Origin of the sequence: Stenotrophomonas tumulicola, assembly GCF_014117215.1 — a bacterium.
Lineage (GTDB): Bacteria > Pseudomonadota > Gammaproteobacteria > Xanthomonadales > Xanthomonadaceae > Stenotrophomonas > Stenotrophomonas tumulicola.
This window is the reverse complement of the sequence record NZ_JACGXS010000003.1, coordinates 198,029-215,934: the sequence shown is the minus strand read 5'-3', so window position 1 is coordinate 215,934 and position 17,906 is coordinate 198,029. Positions and strand designations below refer to the sequence as shown.

Genomic DNA, 17,906 nt, shown 5'->3' with positions numbered 1-17,906 from the left:
CCCTTCTTTAACGGGAGCCCATCCACCATGTTCGAACGTCAGCGTCGCACCAAGATCCTTGCCACCCTAGGTCCGGCCACCGACCCGCCGGGCGTCCTGGAGGAGCTGCTGCGCGCCGGTGTCAACGTGGTGCGCCTGAACTTCAGCCACGGCGATCCGTCGGGGCAGGCCAAACGTGCTGCCGAAGTCCGTGCGGCAGCGGCGCGCGTGGGCGTGGAAGTAGGCATCCTGGCCGATCTGCCTGGTCCGAAGATCCGCATCGAGCGCTTCGCCGAAGGCAAGATCCAGCTCAAGGCCGGCGACCGCTTCGACCTCGTCGCGGCCCCCGACGTTCCGCCCGGCGATACGTCCCAGGTGGGCGTGAGCTACCTGGGCCTGCCGCAGGACGTGGGTCCGGGCGATGTGCTGCTGCTCGATGATGGGCTGATGCAGCTGCAGGTGGTGGAAGTGCAGGGCGAGCGCATCATCAACACCGTGCTCAACGACGGCGTGCTGTCCGACCGCAAGGGCCTGAACAAGCAGGGCGGGGGCTTGTCGCTGGGCGCGCTGACCGAGCGCGACAAGGAGCTGATCGGCATCGTTGCCAAGATCGGCGTGGACTTCATCGCCGTGTCGTTCTGCCGCAACGCACAGGACATGAACGATGCGCGCGAGATCGCCGAATCGCACGGTTGCTACGCCGCGCTGGTCTCCAAGATCGAGCGCACCGAAGCCATCGAGAACCTGGAAGAAATCGTCGATGCCAGCGACGTGGTGATGGTGGCCCGTGGCGACCTGGGCGTGGAAATCGGCGATGCCGAACTGCCCGGCCTGCAGAAGAAGATCATCAAGGCGTCGCTGGCGCAGAACAAGGTGGTGATCACCGCCACCCAGATGCTGCAGTCGATGGTTGAAAGCCCGATCCCGACCCGTGCCGAAGTGCTGGACGTGGCCAATTCGGTCATCGATGGCACCGACGCGGTGATGCTGTCGGCCGAGACCGCCGCCGGTGCCTACCCGGTGAAGGCCGTCGAAGCGATGGCGCGCATCTGCCTGGGGGCCGAGCGCCAGTTCCAGACCGAGACCGACTTCGGTACCTCGCCGCGCAACCTGGAGCGTGCCGACCAGGCCATCGCCATGGCGACCATGTTCCTGTCACAGCACGTCGGCGTGCGCGCCATCGTTGCGATGACCGAGTCCGGCGGCACCGCGCGCTATCTGTCGCGTTTCCGCGCATCGGCACCGGTTTTCGCGGTGACCCGCCACGATGGGGCGCGCCGGCAGATGGCGTTGATGCGCGATGTGTTTCCGATCAACTTCGACAGCCGCGGCCTGACCCCGCGCGAGGCGGCGCGTGGCAGCATCCGCCTGCTGGCCGAAGTGGGGTTGCTGGAGGCCGGCGACCGCGTGGTGTTCACCAGCGGCGAGCACATGGAAACCCATGGCGCCACCAACACGCTGCGCCTGCTGGAAGTGGGCGCCAACGGCAGCGCCAGCGGCCTGGGCGAGCTGTAAGCAGCGGATGCCCCGGTAGAGCGGGCCCATGGCCCGCTCTACCGGGGCCGCCTGTTGGAATCGTTTCCAATCGACCTCCACGTCGAGGTAACACGGTGCGCGGGCTATAATCCCGGTTTTCCCGCACCCGCCACAGGAAGTACATGAGCATCGAACAGCTGGCTGAAACCGCCCAGGCCATGGTCGCCCCGGGCAAGGGCATCATCGCGATCGACGAATCCACCGGTACCATCGCCAAGCGCTTCGCCAGCGTTGGCATCGAAAACACCGAGGAGAATCGTCGCGCCTACCGCGAACTGCTGCTGACCACGCCGAAGCTCAACGAGCATATTTCCGGCGCGATCCTGTTCGACGAGACCATCCGCCAGTCGACCAAGGATGGCGTGCCGTTTGCCAAGTACATGGCCGACAACGGCATGATCCCGGGCATCAAGGTCGACAAGGGTGCACATCCGCTGGCCGGCTGCCCGGGTGAACTGGTCACCGAAGGCCTGGACGGCCTGCGCGAGCGCCTGCAGGAGTACTACAAGCTGGGTGCGCGCTTCGCCAAGTGGCGTGCGGTCATCAACATCGGCGAGAGCATTCCGTCGGGCACCTGCATCGAATCCAATGCCCACGCGCTGGCCCGTTATGCCGCGCTGTGCCAGGAATGCGGTCTGGTGCCGATGGTCGAGCCGGAAGTGATCATGGACGGCGACCACGACATCGAGACCTGCTACGAAGTCACCGAAGCCACCCTGCGTTCTCTGTTCGATGCGCTGTACCAGCAGAACGTGCTGCTGGAAGGCACCATCCTGAAGGCCTCGATGGTCATCTCCGGCAAGGGCTGCGATGAGCAGGCCGACGCCGAGGAAGTGGCCGAGTCCACCGTGATGTGCCTGAAGAGCACCGTGCCGGCGATCCTGCCGGGCGTGGTGTTCCTGTCCGGCGGGCAGAGCGACGAGCAGTCCACCGAGCACCTCAATGCGATGAACCAGCTGGGCCAGCTGCCGTGGCCGCTGAGCTTCTCCTATGGCCGTGCGATGCAGCAGGCCGCGCTGAAGCTGTGGGCCAAGGACATGAAGGCCAACCATGCCGCTGCACAGAAGACCGTGTACGAGCGTGCCAAGGAAAACGGCCTGGCCGCGCTGGGCAAGTGGAACGGCTGATCGTTGCCGTCTGCTGAAGGAAAACGGACGCCGGCCCAGTGCCGGCGTTTTTTCTGCATCATTCCAGTGCGGTAGCGATCCGCATGTCCTGCGCGGAGCGCTCGGCAGGGCAGGCTTCCTCCACCGGCTGGCCTGCCGCCAGCAGGGCCTGCTGGTAGGCCTTGAAGGTGGCGCTGTTGTAAGCCACCAGGATGATCCGGCGCGGTTCGCGATGACCACGCTGCCAGGCGATCGTTTCGGTGGCGGCAATCTGCGCGGCTTGGTACAGCGGATAGCCGTAGACCCCGCAGCTGATGGCAGGAAAGGCGATCGAGCGCACCTCGAGTTTTTCGGCCAGCTGCAGTGATTTCCAGTAGCAGTTGGCCAGCAGGGCGGGCTCGTCACGATGGCCGTCGTGCCACACCGGACCGACCGTATGGAACACATGGCGCGCCGGCAGGGCGAACGCTTCCGTGGCGAGTACTTCGCCGGTCGGGCAACGAACACCCGGACGCACCAGCGCCAGTCGTTCGCAGGCGTCCCGCAGTTCCGGGCCAGCCGCGCGATGGATCGCGCCATCCACGCCCCCCCCGCCCAGCAGGGTTTCATTGGCCGCATTCACGATCGCATCCACCGCCAGGGTGGTGATATCCCCCTGCCAAACTTCGATCTTCATGCGTTCTGCTCCTGGCTGACGGTTCAAACGCCACAACGCGGTGCGTTGCATGCGCCACCCTAATCGGTGGGGCATGCATGCTGCGTCATGACCGTCTCACAGGATGCGAATGCAAGGGCGGCGGCTCCCGCCGTGGCCCGGTAGGCGTGCCCTTGCCGGGGCTCAGGTCCCCTTGCCGGGAAAGGGACCTGACCCTTGGCTGGCGCTCACGGGATGCCGGCCAGCCAGTCGTCGTCGGAGCCTTCGTTCACTTCTGCGAACAATGGCGTGGAGAAGTAGCGCTCCCCTGTGTCGGGCAGCATCGCCAGGATCACCGATCCGGGCGCGGCACGGCTGGCAACGTCCAGCGCGCTGGCTACGGTGGCGCCAGCGGAGATGCCGACGAATATTCCTTCTTCTGCTGCCAGGCGGTGCGCGGTAGCGATCGCGCGGTCATCTTCCACGCCAAGCAGTTCATCCACGACATCGCGGTTGAGCACGTCCGGCACGAAGTCCGGGGTCCAGCCCTGGATCTTGTGCGGCTTCCAGTCATTGCCCTTCAGCAGGGCCGCGCCGGCCGGCTCGGTGGCAATGACGCGGGTCTCCGGGCGGGCCAGCTTCAGCACTTCGCCGACCCCGGTCAGGGTGCCGCCTGTGCCCCAGCCGCTGACGAAATAATCCAGCCGCTTGCCGGCGAAATCACGCAGGATCTCCGCCGCCGTGGTGTTGCGGTGATAGGCCGGATTGGCCGGGTTGGTGAACTGGCTGGCCAGGAACCAGCCATGCTGTTCAGCCAGTTCCGCCGCCTTGCGCACCATGCCGCTGCCGCGCTCGGCCGCGGGTGTCAGGATCACCTTTGCGCCGTAGGCGCGCATCAGCTTGCGGCGCTCCACCGAGAAGGTTTCCACCATGGTGGCGACGAACTTGTAGCCACGCGCAGCGGCCACCATCGCCAGCGCCACGCCGGTATTGCCCGAGGTAGCCTCGACGATGGTGTCGCCAGGCTTGAGCAGGCCGCGCTGTTCGGCATCGAGGATGATCGCCAGCGCCAGCCGGTCCTTGACCGAGCCACCTGGGTTGAACGATTCCACCTTGGCATAAAGGGTGACGTGCTCGGGCGCCAGCCGCTGCAGCTTGACGATGGGGGTATTGCCGATGGTGTCGAGGATGGAGTCGTACAGGGCCATGGGGCACTCCGGGGCTATGCCGCGCGGGACGCGGAGGAAAGGAAGGCGGTGGTCGCGGCCATCCGCCCTGACCGGCTGACCGTAGCGCTGCCATATGACAGCAGGAAATGACCAGATACCTTTCTTAAACAACGTTTGGTTATAAGCTGGTGACGGTATTTGACCTAGAGTGGAATGCCCCTTCCCCGTCCAGCCCCGGTCCGACATGACGCTGACCCAGCTCCGCTACCTGGTGGCGATCGCCGACGCCGAGTTGAACATCACTCTGGCTGCCTCGCGCGTGCACGCCACCCAGCCCGGCCTGTCCAAGCAGCTCAAGCAGCTGGAGGACGAGCTTGGATTCCTGTTGTTCGTGCGCCGCGGCCGCAGCCTGGAATCGGTGACCCCGGCGGGCGTGGAGGTCATCAGCCGTGCACGCGGGGTGCTGGCCGAGGCCAACAACATCCGCACCTATGCGGCCAACCAGCGCCGCGAAAGCCAGGGGCAACTGGTGCTGACCACCACCCACACCCAGGCGCGGTTCGTGCTGCCGCCAGCGGTGGCGCGGATCAAGCAGGCCTACCCGCAGGTCAGCGTGCACCTGCAGCAGGCTGCTGAAAGCGATGCGCTGGACCTGCTCAGCCAGGGGGATGCGGACATCGCGATCATCAGTACCGCAGGGAGCGAGCCCACGGCGGGGATCGCCGTGCCGCTGTACCGGTGGCGGCGCCTGGTGCTGGTGCCCAAGGGGCATCCGCTTGACCGTGCCGGGCGTGCACCGGACCTGGCTGCGCTGTCCACCCAGCCGCTGGTCAGCTATGAATCGTCCACCCGTGCCGGTTCGTCATTGCAGCGGGCGTTCGCCGGTTCGGGGCTGACGCCGGATATCGCACTGACCGCGCTGGACGCCGATCTGATCAAGACCTACGTGCGCAGCGGGGTAGGCGTAGGCCTGCTGGCGGAGATGGCGGTCAGCGCCGCCGACCATGACCTGCGCGCCTGGGTGGCACCGGAGCCGATCGCCGAGTGCATCGCCTGGGCGGTGTTGCCGCGTGACCGCGTGCTGCGTGATTACGCGCTGGAACTGGTGCACGTGCTGGCCCCGCAGATTGATCCGCGCGACCTGCGCCGCGTGCTGGAAGGCAACCAGGCGGCGGCATGGCCGTTGCCGCCCACGTGGGAATCATTGACCCAGACCATCACCTCCTGAGCCTGCGTGGCCCTGCGACGGTACGTCGCACGGGCAAACCCGGCACCTGCTCCTACACTGGGCCGGTGATCCGCTCCCTGCGCCTGCATCGTTCCATGATCCGGCTCGCCCTGCTGGCGACGCTGCTGATGCTGCTTGCGCCCCTGGCAAGCCGGGTACTGCAGGATCAGGGCGCGCACGCGGCGCATGCCGCGCAGCCTGCCGCAGGCCATGCAGGCCATGCCATGGAGCGGCCTGATGCACAGCACGCGCACCACGCGCATGCAGGCCATGCCACGCCGGCACCTGCGCCGGACAGTACGCCGAAGGTCCCCGCCGACCCGCATGCCCTGCATGGCGAGGCCTGCGAATACTGCGTGCTGTCGGCGCGGCTGCTGCCGTGGCTGGCCGCCGCCCTGGTGCTGGTGCCCGCACTGCACTGGCGTGTGGTTCCCGCTGGCGCACCGTCGCCACTGCGACTGGTCGCACGACGTTGGCCGGCCCATGCCGTGCGTGGTCCTCCGAAGCGTTTCGAAGTCCGCTGATTCCACTATCCAAGCGCGCGACGCCTGCGACGGCGGCGTGCGCGCACGCGTACTTTGGAGATTCACCCATGATGACCCGTTCCCGCATGGCGGGCGCACAGCCGCGCCTGTCGGCATGCCTTGCACTGGCCATGGCCAGCCTGGCTGCCCAGGCCGACGAACACCAGCATGGCGACCCCGCCATCACCCTGGATCCGCTGGTGGTCACCGCCAGCGCCCCCGTCTCGCCATTGCTTTGGGTGACCGATCCGCGTCTTCCGCGGCAGCCGGTGCCAGCCAGCGACGGTGCCGATTACCTGAAGACCGTTCCCGGCTTTTCCACCGTCCGTAATGGCGGCACCAACGGCGACCCGGTGTTGCGCGGCATGTTCGGCTCGCGCCTGAACATCCTCAGCAACGATGGCAACCTGATCGGTGCCTGCCCGTCACGGATGGACAACCCCCTTTCCTACATCGCGCCGGAAACCTATGACCGCTTGACCATCATCAAGGGGCCGCAAAGCGTCCGCTGGGGGGCAGGTGCATCGGCCGGTACGGTGCGCTTCGAACGCGATACGCCGCGTTTCGACGCGCCCGGCGTGCGTGCCGGAGGCAGCGTGCTGGTCGGTTCACGCAACCGCAATGACCAAGTGCTGGACCTCACCGCCGGCACGCCCGACTTCTACGTGCGTGCCAGTGGCAACCGCTCCGAAGCCGACGATTACAAGGACGGTGACGGGCAGGTCGTGCCATCGAAGTGGCGCAAATGGAATGGCGACGTGGCCGTGGGCTGGACCCCGGACGCCGATACGCTGCTGGAGGTATCGGCGGGGGCCGGTGATGCCATCGCACGGTATGCAGGGCGCGGCATGGACGGTGCCGCGTTCGAACGCACCAGCTACGCCGCACGCTTCGAAAAGCACAACCTGCCCGGCGCATGGGACACGTTGCAGGCCAACGTGTATTACAACGAGGCCGACCACGTGATGGACAACTACACGCTGCGCACGCCCAACCCTTCCAGCAGCATGCCGATGCCGATGGCATCCAATGTCGACCGACGCACCCGTGGCGGCCGCATCAGCAGTGAATGGCAATGGCAGGGCGTGGGCCTGGTGGCCGGCGTGGATGCTGATGATTCGCGTCACCGCGGGCGCAGTGCGATGGGGCGGGGCACCTACCAGCAACTGCCGAAGACCAGCGACGCACAGTTCCGTCGCCAGGGCGTCTTCAGCGAACTTACCGTGGGCGTGGATACCAGGCAGCGCTGGATCGGTGGCCTGCGGCTGGACCGTGCACAGGCCGATGATCATCGCCGACAAAGCGGCGGCATGATGGCGATGCCCAACCCGACCTTCGGCGCGCAGCGGCGCGAATGGCTGGGCAGTGGTTTCCTGCGCTGGGAGCGGGACCTGCGCGATGGCCTGGAGGTCTATGCGGGACTGGGCCACAGCGAGCGCATGCCGGATTACTGGGAACTGTTCTCCCCGGACGTGGGGCCGGTCGGTTCGGTCAATGCCTTCGCCGGGATCCAGCCCGAGCGCACCACCCAGCTGGATCTCGGCCTGCAGTACCGCACCGCGTGGGTGAAGGCCTGGGTGTCCGCCTATGCCGGCCGTATCGACGACTACATCCTGTTTACCTACCGCAGCGGCGGCATGATGGGCAGCAGCAGCCAGGCGACCAACGTGGATGCGCGCATCGCCGGCGCCGAAGCAGGGCTGCAACTGCAACTGGATGACCAGTGGGCGCTGGGTGGGACGCTGGCCTACGCCTGGGGCGAAAACCGTGCCGATGACCGCCCGTTGCCGCAGATGCCGCCGTTGGAAGCCCGCATCAGCGCGGACTGGCAAGGCGAACGCTGGAGTGCCGGGGCGCTGCTGCGCGCGGTTACCCACCAGCACCGCGTGGCCGCAGGGCAGGGCAACGTGGTGGCCCAGGACCTGGGGCCCAGTGCGGGCTTTGCCACGCTGGCACTGAACGCGGCGTATCGTTTCACGCCGTTGCTGCAGGCCAGCCTGGGCGTGGACAACCTGTTTGACCGCACCTACAGCGAACACCTGAACCTGGCGGGCAGCGCCGATTTCGGCTTCCCTGCCGACCCGGTACGCATCAACGAGCCGGGCCGGACGGTGTGGATGAAGGTGAATTACCGGTACTGAGCCTGCGCGGCCGGGCGCCGGCGCGACGCATCCTGCGCCGCGGTCCACGCCGACACATGTCGACACATGGCGATACCGCCGCGCAATCCCTTGCACGGAAAGGGTTCCGGCTACCACCGCAGGCTTGTCCTGCGGTGGTAAACGCTTGGCACATACGGCCTTCGCATCAGCGGCCCTACACTCGCCGGTCATGCAGAAGGCGGGATCTTACATGTTGGGACGTATCGCAGCGGGCACGGTCGCAGGACTGGCCCTGTTTCTCCTGGCTGGGTGCAAGGCTGAACCGGAGGCCGCGCGTGGCCAGGGCGCCGATGTACCGGTCACCGCGCAGGTCGTCGAGCCGTCCGCGTGGAGCGATACGTTGCAGGCGCTGGGTACGGCCAAGGCGCGTGAGTCGGTCACCATCACCGCCAAGGTCAGCGAAATCATCGAGCAGGTGCACTTCGACAGTGGCCAGCAGGTGCGTGCCGGTGCGCCGCTGGTGACCCTGCGTGGGCTTGCCCAGCAGGCCGCGCTCACCCAGGCCCAGGCCACGTTCGCCGAAGCCGACCAGTTGTACCGTCGCCAACGCGAACTGGCGCAGCAGCAACTGGTCGCCAGCTCCACGCTGGATACGCAGAAGGCCATCCGCGATACGGCCGAGGCCCGTGTGGCCGAGATGCAGTCGGAGATAGGCGACCGCAACGTGCGCGCGCCGTTCTCCGGCGTACTGGGTATCCGCCAGGTCAGCCCGGGGTCGCTGGTCACGCCCACCACGCCCATCGCCACGCTGGACGACATCGAACGCATGCACGTGGACTTCCAGGTCCCCGAGGCCGAACTGGCATCGCTGGCCAACGGCAACAAGGTCGAAGCCACCAGCGTGGCCTGGCCGGGCCGTACGTTCGAGGGTGAGGTCACCACCGTTGATGCGCGCATCGATCCGGCCACGCGCGCGGTGACCGTGCGCGCTGATTTCGCCAATGGCGACCATGCGCTGCGTCCGGGCATGCTGCTGGAAGTACGGATCTTCCGTCCATCCCGCCAGGCGCTGGTGGTGCCGGAGATCGCCGTCGTGCAGGTCGGCCGCGATACGTTCGTCTACCGCCTCAAGGCGGACAGCACGGTGGAGCGCGTGGACGTGGTGTCCGGCGCACGGCGTGCCGGCGTGGTGGAGCTGAAGCAGGGCATCAAGGCCGGTGAACGCATCGTCGTCGACGGCACCGGCAAGCTGCGCCCCGGGCTGAAGGTAGACGCGCGCCCCGTTGCGCCGGTGGAAGCGCCGGAACCGGAAAAACTGCCACCACCGCCGGCCGTGCCGGAACCTCCGGCGGCACCGGCGGCGGCCCTTCCTGACGCAGGTCGCGGCTGATGAAACTTTCGAACGTCTCCATCCAGCGGCCGGTATTCGCCGTGGTGATGAGCCTGCTGCTCATCGTCCTGGGCGTGATGTCGTTCACCCGGTTGACGCTGCGTGAGTTGCCGGCCATCGACCCGCCGATCGTTTCGGTATCGGTCGATTACACCGGCGCGTCGGCGGCGGTCATCGAAAGCCGCATCACCCAGGTGCTCGAAGACGCGCTTGCCGGCATTGAAGGCATCGACACCATCAACGCGCGCAGCTCCAACGGGCGTTCGCAGGTCAGCATCGAGTTCACCTCCAATCGCGACATCGAGGCAGCTGCCAATGACGTGCGCGATGCGGTCAGCCGTGTTGCCGACCGCATGCCAGAGGAAGCGCGCCCGCCGGAAATCGCAAAGGTCGAAAGCGATGCCGACCCGATCATCTGGTTCAACATGGTGTCCTCGACCATGGACACGCTGGAGCTGAGCGACTACGCCGACCGCTACGTGGTCGACCGCTTTTCCAGCCTGGATGGCGTGGCGCAGGTGCGGATCGGCGGCCGCCAGCGCTATGCGATGCGGGTCTGGCTGGAACGCGACCAGCTGGCGGCACGCGGGCTGACCACCGGCGACGTGGAAACCGCGCTGCGCAACGAGAACGTGGAGCTGCCGGCCGGGCGCATCGAATCGGCCGACCGCGATTTCACCCTGCGCGTCGAGCGCAACTACGTAAAGCCGGAAGACTTCGCCACCATTCCGCTGGGCAAGGGCAATGACGGTTACGTGGTGCGCCTGGGCGACGTGGCGAAGATCGAGCTGGCCTCGGCTGAACGGCGCGCTTACTACCGCAGCAACAGCGAGCCCGGCATCGGCCTGGGCATCGTGAAGACCTCCACGGCCAACTCGCTGGACGTGGCGCGTGCTGCACGTGCCGAAGCCGAGCGCGTCGCACAGTCGCTGCCCGAAGGCACGCGGATATTCGTCGGCTTCGACAACACCACTTTCATCGAAGCAGCGGTGGACCGGGTGTATGCCACGCTGGTGGAAGCGATGCTGCTGGTGCTGGTGGTGATCTGGCTGTTCCTGGGCAGTTTCCGTGCTGCGTTGATTCCCGCCGTGACGGTGCCGGTATGCCTGGTGGCGGCGTTCATCGCCCTGTATGCCTTCGATTTCTCGATCAACCTGCTGACCCTGCTGGCCCTGGTGCTGTGCATCGGCCTGGTGGTGGATGATGCCATCGTGGTGGTGGAGAACGTGCAGCGTCGCATCGACCTGGGCGAGCCGCCGCTGGTGGCGTCCAAGCGCGGCACCGCGCAGGTGGCGTTCGCGGTGATCGCCACCACGGCCGTGCTGGTGGCGGTGTTCCTGCCGGTCGGTTTCCTGGAGGGCAATACCGGGCGGTTGTTCCGGGAACTGGCGGTGGCGCTGGCCGCGGCGGTGGCATTGTCGGCCTTCGTCGCCCTCACCCTGACCCCGATGATGGCCTCCAAGCTGCTCAAGCCACATACCGGGCGCGCACCGCGCGGCCTGTATGGCCTGATCAACCGTAACCTGGAGAAGCTCGCCAACGGCTATGGCCACGTGCTGGAGCGGCATGTCGACCGCACCTGGATCTACCTGCTGGTGATGGCGGCAGCGCTGGTGGCGAGCTGGCTGCTGATCAGGTACCTGCCTTCCGAACTGGCCCCGGCCGAGGATCGCGGTTCGTTCCAGATCATGATCGACGGGCCGGAAGGTGCCGGTTTCGATTACACGGTCGGCCAGGTGCAGCAGGTGGAAGCGATCGTCGCGCGCCATGTCGGCGATGACAGATCGATCATCCGCGCCAACCCGCGCATCCCCGGTGGCTGGGGTTCCAGCGAGGAAATGCACACCGGTCGCATCAGTGTCTTCCTGCAGCCGTGGCGCCAGCGCAGCGAGGCCACGCCTGACGTGGCCAATGAGCTGCAGCAGGAGCTGGACACCATCAGCGGGGTGCGCGTGCGTACCCAGGTGGGCGGCGGGCTGGTACGCAGTGGCGGGCAGCCGTTCCAGATCGTGCTGGGTGGCCCCGAGTATGCGGAGATCGCCCAATGGCGCGACCGCTTGTTGTTGCGCATGGCCGACAATCCGGGCCTGGTCGGGGCTGATTCGGACTACAAGGAAACCCGCCCGCAGATGCGGGTGAACATCGATCGCCAGCGTGCGGCGGACCTGGGCGTGTCGGTCACCGAAATCGGTTCGGCGCTGGAAACGATGATGGGGTCGCGTCGCGTCACCACCTTCGTCGACAACGGCGAGGAATACGACGTGCTGGTGCAGGCTGGCCGCGACGGGCGCGCCAGTCCTGCCGACCTGGCGGCGATCCGGGTACGTTCCAGCTCTGGCGAACTGGTGCCGCTGTCGAACCTGGTCACGCTGAGCGAGGTCGCCGAGGCCGGCACGCTGAACCGCTTCAACCGCCTGCGCTCGATCACCATCAGTGCCGGCCTTGCACCCGGCTACCCGCTGGGCGAGGCCATCGCGTGGGCGCAGGAAGTGGCCCGCGAAGAGCTGCCGCAACATGCACAGATCAACTGGAAGGGCGAATCGCGCGAGTACCAGAGCTCGGGCAGTGCCGTACTGCTGACCTTCGCGATGGCGCTGCTGGTGGTGTACCTGGTGCTGGCTGCGCAGTTCGAAAGCTTCATCCACCCGCTGACGATCATGCTGACCGTGCCGCTGGGGGTACTGGGCGCGCTGGTCGGGCTGTGGGTGAGCGGCGGAACGGTGAACCTGTTCAGCCAGATCGGCATCGTGATGCTGGTCGGCCTGGCGGCGAAGAATGGCATCCTGATCGTCGAGTTCGCCAACCAGCTCCGCGACGAAGGCCGTAGCGTGCGCGAGGCGATCATCGAATCGGCGCGGGTACGCCTGCGGCCGATCCTGATGACCTCCATCGCCACCGTGGTGGGTGCCATTCCACTGGTGGTGGCCGGCGGCCCGGGTTCGGCCAGCCGTGGCACCATCGGCGTGGTGATCATCTTCGGCGTCACCCTGTCGACCTTCCTGTCGCTGTTCGTGGTGCCGGCGTTCTATGCCCGCCTTGCGCCGTTCACGCGTTCGCCCGAAGCGGTGGCGCGCGAGCTGGAGAAGCAGGAGAAGGACACCCCGTCGGTGGGCGGTCATGCCTGATGGCGGCGGCCCATGCCTGCAGGGCAACGGGTTCCTGCTCCGCCCTTGGCGTGACGGGGACCTGGACGACCTGTTGCTGCATGCCAATGATGAACAGGTGTCGCGCGGCCTGCGCGACCGGTTCCCGTTCCCCTATGGGCGTGCAGACGGCGAGGCATTCCTCGCCGGCAGGGTGCTGGCACCGGGCACGCTGAACCTGGCCATCGAGATCGACGGCCACGCCTGCGGCAGCATCGGTGCCCAGCAGGGCACGGCCGAGCGGGCCCATGGGGCCGAGCTGGGCTATTGGCTGGGGCGGGCCCATTGGGGCAATGGTCACATGACCCGTGTTGCGGGCGTGTTCGTACCCTGGGTGATGGACCACCTGCGGCTGTACCGGGTGCAGGCCACCGTTGCCGATTTCAACCTGGGTTCGGCGCGGGTGCTGGAAAAGAATGGGTTCGTGCAGGAGGGCGTGGAGCGCTGTGCGGTCTACAAGCGCGGCCAGCTGCACGACCTGCTGCGCTACGCGCGGGTGCGGACGAGCCTGCCGGATTGATCCGCCGGTGCGGGGCCGGTACCTGTTCGTGCCCCTGCAAGGCGGGCTGACCGCCAGATCCAGCATGATGCGGCCCTACCGCCGGCGCCCGGTATCAGCGAGAATCGGAGCGGTTCCCTTCAGCCGACGGGACGTCCTTGATTTTCCGCCGACTGGAGAGAGCGCGTGGAAGCAACCGTACATTTCATCAACAGCATCATCTGGAGCAAGGCACTGATCGTGATGTGCCTGGGTGCCGGACTGTTCTTCAGCATCCGCACCCGCTTCATGCAGATCCGTGGCTTCGTCGAGATGTGTCGCCTGACCGTTGCAGGCGAAAAGTCCGAAGCCGGCGTGTCCTCGTTCCAGGCGCTGGCCATGTCGATGGCCGGACGCATGGGCATCGGCAACATTGCCGGTGTCGCCACCGCCATCGCTTTCGGTGGCCCCGGTGCGATCTTCTGGATGTGGGTGATGGGCTTCCTGGGCGCATCCACCTCGTACATCGAGTGCACCCTGGCGCAGATCTACAAGACCAAGGATGCCGAAGGCCGTTACCGTGGTGGCCCGGCGTACTACATCGAAAAGGCGATGGGCCTGAAGTGGTACGCGATGGCCTTCGCACTGGCCACGATCATTGCCGCCGGCTTCCTGATGCCGGGCGTGCAGGCCAATGCGATCGCCGACAGCATCATCAATTCCTGCCGCGGCACCGCGTTGTGCGGGCCGCTCGATGGCCAGGCTTTCGGCATGGCATCGGTGGAGGCGCTGAAGCTGGGCATCGGCATCGTGGTGGCCCTGCTGCTGGGCGTGGTGATCTTCGGTGGCGTCAAGCGTATCGCCACGTTTGCCGAGATCGTGGTGCCGTTCATGGCTGCCGGCTTCATCATCATGGCGATCGTGATCATGATCATCAACGCCGACCGGGTGCCCGAGATGTTCGGCATCATCTTCAACAGTGCTTTCGGTACCCATGCAGCGTTCGGCGCGATGATGGGCCTGGCGGTGGAGTGGGGCGTCAAGCGTGGCATCTATGCCAACGAAGCCGGCCAGGGTACCGGCCCTCATGCGGCAGCTGCCTCGGAAGTCTCGCACCCGGCCAAGCAGGGCTACGTACAGGCCTTTGCCGTCTACTTCGACACCATGATGGTGTGCACCGCCACCGCGTTCCTGATCCTGGCTGCGGGCACCTACAACGTGTACTCGCCGGTGGAAGGGGCCGAGCCGGTATTCATGGGCCTGGCCGGCATCGCCGAAGGCGCGGGCTATGCGCAGGCTGCCGTGGAAAGTGCGATACCGGGCTGGGGTGCAGGCTTCGTGGCGATCGCGATCTTCTTCTTCGCCTTCACCACCATCATGGCCTATTACTACATGGCCGAAACCAATCTCAGCTACCTCAACCACAACGCCAAGCGGCCGATGACCGTGCTGGTGCTGCGCCTGGGCATCCTGGGCATGGTCATCTTCGGTGCCGCCCACAACGCGCAGATCGCTTGGGCGCTGGGTGACATCGGGGTGGGCTTGATGGCGTGGTTGAACATCGTTGCGATCCTGATCGTGCAGAAGCCGGCGATGCTGGCGCTGCGCGATTACGAACGCCAGAAGAAGCTCGGCCTGGACCCGACCTTCGACCCCGTTGCCCTGGGCATCAAGAATGCCGATTTCTGGCAGAAGAAGCAGGAAACCGTTTAAGTGAACAATCCCTGGAACTCGCGGCGCCCCTCCGCCCGCCCGCCGCGTGCCACCCCGCTACCCCGCGCGGATGCCCCGACGGCCGGCCGCAACAATGGCGATGAGCTGCGCCTGTTCGGCGTCAACGCCGTGCTGGCTGCGTTCAACCAGCGTCCGCAGGCACTGCGCAAGCTGTACCTGCTGGAGGCGCAGATCCCACGCATGCAGCCGCTGCTGAAGTGGTGCGTGGCCAACCGCGTGGGCTACCGGGTAGTGGAGGACGGCGACCTCAACAAGCTGTCAGGCACCACCCACCACGAAGGGGTGGTGGCCGACGTGCAGCGCGAGCCGGTGATGCCGCTGGTGCAATGGCTGCAGCAGCTGCCCGAGGGGCCGGTACTGGCGCTGTGGCTGGATGGCGTCGGCAACCCGCACAACCTGGGCGCGATCCTCCGCTCGGCGGCGCATTTCGGCGTGGCTGGCCTGCTGCTGCCCGAAGACAGCACCCTGGGAATTTCGGGTGCCGCAGCACGGGTGGCCGAAGGCGGTGCCGAAGCGGTGCCGTTGGTGCGCTTGCCGGACGTGGCGCAGGCGATGGCGCAATTGCGCCAGGCCGGCTTCAGGCTGGCCGCTACGCTGGTGGATGGTGGCGAGAATGTCTTTGCTGCCACGCTGCCGGAACGGCTGGTCTACGTGATGGGGGCTGAAGCCGAAGGCATGGACCGCACGCTGGCGCCGCAGTGCGAGCAGCAGGTGTCGATCCCTGGAACTGGCGCGGTGGAAAGCCTGAATGTCGCGTCGGCTACGGCCGTGCTGTTGGCGCAATGGGCGCGTGCGCGGAACAGTTGACAGGCCAGTAGCGGGTTTTCCCGATGGCCGGGCTGATCCGCCCGGCGCAGAGTAACGTCATGCCACCGCGTTGTGCCTCAACGCAGGCGGTGGTGTTGGCCGATATGCCAGGTGCATGAGACCCACCGCGTGGGATGGGTCGATTGCGGCAGCCCGGTCGTGGTTGCGACCGGGTGCTTTCTTTTGCGAGGCAGGCCTATCCCACGGGCGGGATGGCCTGTGGTTCCTCAACGCTTGGGCGTGCTGGTGCTCCGGGCGATGCGGGCAAAGCGATCCAGTGAAACGATCTCGCTTTGCGTATACCGGTAGGGTGCCTTCCAGCGCGCAAGCCTCAGCGGCGTGACCTGTACGGCGACAACTTTGTTATTCATCGGCCTGGTCCTCTTATTCTTCGTTGGCGGCGTCTTCAAGCGACGCCACGGAGATGCCCACGGGCACGCCCTGCAGCAGCAGGAAACTGGCATCGAACGGAGCCAGCAGCACCTGCACGCAGGTAACCTCCTTCTTGATGCCCGGCTTCTGGTACTGCGCAAACCAGAGCGTCAGCCCACGCTGCTTGAAGTGTGCCTGCAACTGCTCGATGCGGCCGGCCAGTGTTTCCGGTATCCCGACGCTGCTGATGGCGAAAGGAACGGTGTCCACTGCTCCGTCGCGCAGGATCTGCTGCAGGTTCTGCAGCGCAAAGTGGCGGTACTGGCCCTGGTGTTCGGTGAGCAGGTCCTGCTGGCGCAGGCGGTTCGCTTCCTGCATGTCTTCGCCATGTTCGTTGCGTTTCCATTCGCACAGTTCGTGGAACTGCAGCAGGTTGCGCAGGGCGCGGGTGGCCGCATGCTCGGGGGTGAATCCTGCGCCGGCAGCCACCTTCCACTCGCCTTCCATGGCCCCTTCGACACAGGCCAGGTAAGTCGGTATCGAACCGCTGCCCGCGATGTCGAACAGGTGCACGAACTGGCTGCAGCGCGTCGTCACGATCTCCCGCAACTGCGCGATCTGCGGGGGCAGCGTGGCGACATCAACCTGGCGCAGGTAACGTTGCTGGCGTAGCGCGATGCCCTGTACGGCAAACCTGCCAGCGGCAATCTGCTCCTGTATCGCCAGCATTCCCTGCAACAGCGCCTCGTCCCGTGTCGCACCGGCAGCGATGCCGACGTTGCTGCTGTATTTGCGCAGCACGCTGTAATCGAAATCATCCTTGATCTTGTCGGGTGCATTGCCGTTTTCGACATCCTGCAGGTAGGCAGGATTGACCAGGGCCAACGGGACACTCAATGCGCGGCTGCCCGAAAGCTGCTTGAATTCGATGGTGGCCAGCGTACGCCGGGTCTGTTCGGCCATGACCGGCATCAGGTCGGGAAATGCCTGGTTCACTTCCGGCATCTTCAGGTAGTCGGCAACCGGCAGGCTGACGGTCTCCAGGCAGTGGGCGTAATCGGCATGCAGCAGATGTGCGATGGCCGGGTACAGGCCGGATCGGATGGCCTGCGGTGAGGTTTTGCCCATGCCACAGGTTTCGATGTCATGGCCGATGCGTGAAGCGGTCGCCAGGCGGGTCAGGTGCAGGTGGATGCCCCGCTCGGCGAGCGGGACGTCTTCGACTTCCAGTTGCATGGCCCGGATAAGGCTCATGCCCGCGGTGATCGCCGCAGCATACGGAATCTCGCATTCCAGCGAGGCTACGTCTGCAATCGGCGACGATGTCATCGGCAAGGGGCGTGCATTCATCGTTAGGTGCTCCTGTAGATGCTTCAGCGCTGCATTGAACGGTTCCGCCCGCTTCCGGTGCGGTCGCGTGGTGTCGGTCCGTTGCCAGGCAGGCAGCTCGGCTGCGGCTGGCAAGGACGATGCTGGCGGCGAAGTGGTGTCGCAGGGAGCCCACGGACGGATGGTTCACCGCGTGTTGGCGAATGTCGACGACGTCAACGAACACATCGCGTCGATGGCTTTCCCGAAGGCCCACAAAAGAGGCGGTCAAGTCAGAAAAATCCCACAGAAGATTTCATGTAGTGCTGATGCGGATTCCGACCACACACGCGCCGCCGATTGAAAGAAGCGTCATCCGTGCAGGGAAACCATGGC

General features: G+C 66.1%; 15 protein-coding genes. 11 read left to right on the top strand and 4 right to left on the bottom strand.

Going from position 1 to position 17,906, the window contains the following annotated elements; all coding sequences use genetic code 11:
• The first annotated feature begins 27 nt into the window (after nucleotides 1-27).
• Nucleotides 28-1,494 carry a pyruvate kinase gene (gene pyk, locus H4O11_RS08830; protein ID WP_182339052.1) on the top strand — a complete coding sequence of 489 codons (1,467 nt, stop codon included), beginning with the start codon at nucleotides 28-30 and terminating at the stop codon, nucleotides 1,492-1,494.
• A 143-nt stretch (nucleotides 1,495-1,637) separates the two neighbouring features.
• Nucleotides 1,638-2,642 carry a class I fructose-bisphosphate aldolase gene (locus H4O11_RS08825; RefSeq protein ID WP_182339051.1) on the top strand — a complete coding sequence of 335 codons (1,005 nt, stop codon included), beginning with the start codon at nucleotides 1,638-1,640 and terminating at the stop codon, nucleotides 2,640-2,642.
• Nucleotides 2,643-2,700: 58 nt separating this feature from the next.
• Here the strand turns inward: H4O11_RS08825 and H4O11_RS08820 are convergent, their stop codons facing one another.
• Both H4O11_RS08820 and cysK read right to left on the bottom strand, forming a co-directional pair.
• A complete protein-coding gene (locus H4O11_RS08820) occupies nucleotides 2,701-3,297 on the bottom strand; it encodes an O-acetyl-ADP-ribose deacetylase (protein ID WP_182339050.1) in 597 nt (198 codons plus the stop codon).
• Nucleotides 3,298-3,503: 206 nt separating this feature from the next.
• Nucleotides 3,504-4,463 (bottom strand): cysteine synthase A, encoded by a 960-nt coding sequence (gene cysK / locus H4O11_RS08815; protein ID WP_182339049.1) that lies wholly within the window; start codon nucleotides 4,461-4,463, stop codon nucleotides 3,504-3,506.
• A gap of 205 nt (nucleotides 4,464-4,668) precedes the next feature.
• Between cysK and H4O11_RS08810 the strand changes: the two genes are divergently transcribed.
• The 8 genes from H4O11_RS08810 to H4O11_RS08775 all read left to right on the top strand — a co-directional run bounded on the left by H4O11_RS08810 (nucleotide 4,669) and on the right by H4O11_RS08775 (nucleotide 15,830).
• Complete coding sequence (locus tag H4O11_RS08810) at nucleotides 4,669-5,652, top strand: LysR family transcriptional regulator (RefSeq protein ID WP_182339048.1); 984 nt, start codon at nucleotides 4,669-4,671, stop codon at nucleotides 5,650-5,652.
• A 95-nt stretch (nucleotides 5,653-5,747) separates the two neighbouring features.
• A complete protein-coding gene (locus H4O11_RS08805) occupies nucleotides 5,748-6,176 on the top strand; it encodes a DUF2946 family protein (protein WP_182339047.1) in 429 nt (142 codons plus the stop codon).
• A 68-nt stretch (nucleotides 6,177-6,244) separates the two neighbouring features.
• Nucleotides 6,245-8,317 (top strand): TonB-dependent copper receptor, encoded by a 2,073-nt coding sequence (locus H4O11_RS08800; RefSeq protein ID WP_182339046.1) that lies wholly within the window; start codon nucleotides 6,245-6,247, stop codon nucleotides 8,315-8,317.
• 211 nt (nucleotides 8,318-8,528) lie between these two features.
• Nucleotides 8,529-9,668, top strand: a complete 1,140-nt coding sequence (locus H4O11_RS08795) for an efflux RND transporter periplasmic adaptor subunit (protein ID WP_182339045.1) — start codon at nucleotides 8,529-8,531, stop codon at nucleotides 9,666-9,668.
• Entirely contained in the window at nucleotides 9,668-12,793 is a 3,126-nt protein-coding gene (locus H4O11_RS08790; RefSeq protein ID WP_182339044.1) for an efflux RND transporter permease subunit, read from the top strand. Before H4O11_RS08795 ends, H4O11_RS08790 begins: the two co-directional genes overlap by 1 nt.
• Entirely contained in the window at nucleotides 12,786-13,331 is a 546-nt protein-coding gene (locus tag H4O11_RS08785) for a GNAT family N-acetyltransferase (protein ID WP_182339043.1), read from the top strand. The genes H4O11_RS08790 and H4O11_RS08785 overlap by 8 nt, the downstream gene beginning before the upstream one ends.
• Nucleotides 13,332-13,496: 165 nt before the next feature.
• Entirely contained in the window at nucleotides 13,497-15,002 is a 1,506-nt protein-coding gene (locus H4O11_RS08780) for an amino acid carrier protein (protein WP_182339042.1), read from the top strand.
• Complete coding sequence (locus tag H4O11_RS08775) at nucleotides 15,003-15,830, top strand: TrmH family RNA methyltransferase (protein WP_182339041.1); 828 nt, start codon at nucleotides 15,003-15,005, stop codon at nucleotides 15,828-15,830.
• Nucleotides 15,831-16,057: 227 nt separating this feature from the next.
• Here the strand turns inward: H4O11_RS08775 and H4O11_RS08770 are convergent, their stop codons facing one another.
• Together H4O11_RS08770 and H4O11_RS08765 are read right to left on the bottom strand one after the other, a co-directional pair.
• Nucleotides 16,058-16,201, bottom strand: a complete 144-nt coding sequence (locus H4O11_RS08770) for a hypothetical protein (RefSeq protein WP_182339040.1) — start codon at nucleotides 16,199-16,201, stop codon at nucleotides 16,058-16,060.
• 13 nt (nucleotides 16,202-16,214) lie between these two features.
• On the bottom strand, nucleotides 16,215-17,456 hold the full coding sequence (locus H4O11_RS08765) for a YcaO-like family protein (protein WP_220466662.1): 1,242 nt from the start codon (nucleotides 17,454-17,456) through the stop codon (nucleotides 16,215-16,217).
• Between H4O11_RS08765 and H4O11_RS08760 the strand changes: the two genes are divergently transcribed.
• On the top strand, nucleotides 17,455-17,874 hold the full coding sequence (locus H4O11_RS08760) for a hypothetical protein (RefSeq protein ID WP_220466661.1): 420 nt from the start codon (nucleotides 17,455-17,457) through the stop codon (nucleotides 17,872-17,874). The genes H4O11_RS08765 and H4O11_RS08760 overlap by 2 nt on opposite strands.
• Nucleotides 17,875-17,906: the final 32 nt, after the last annotated feature.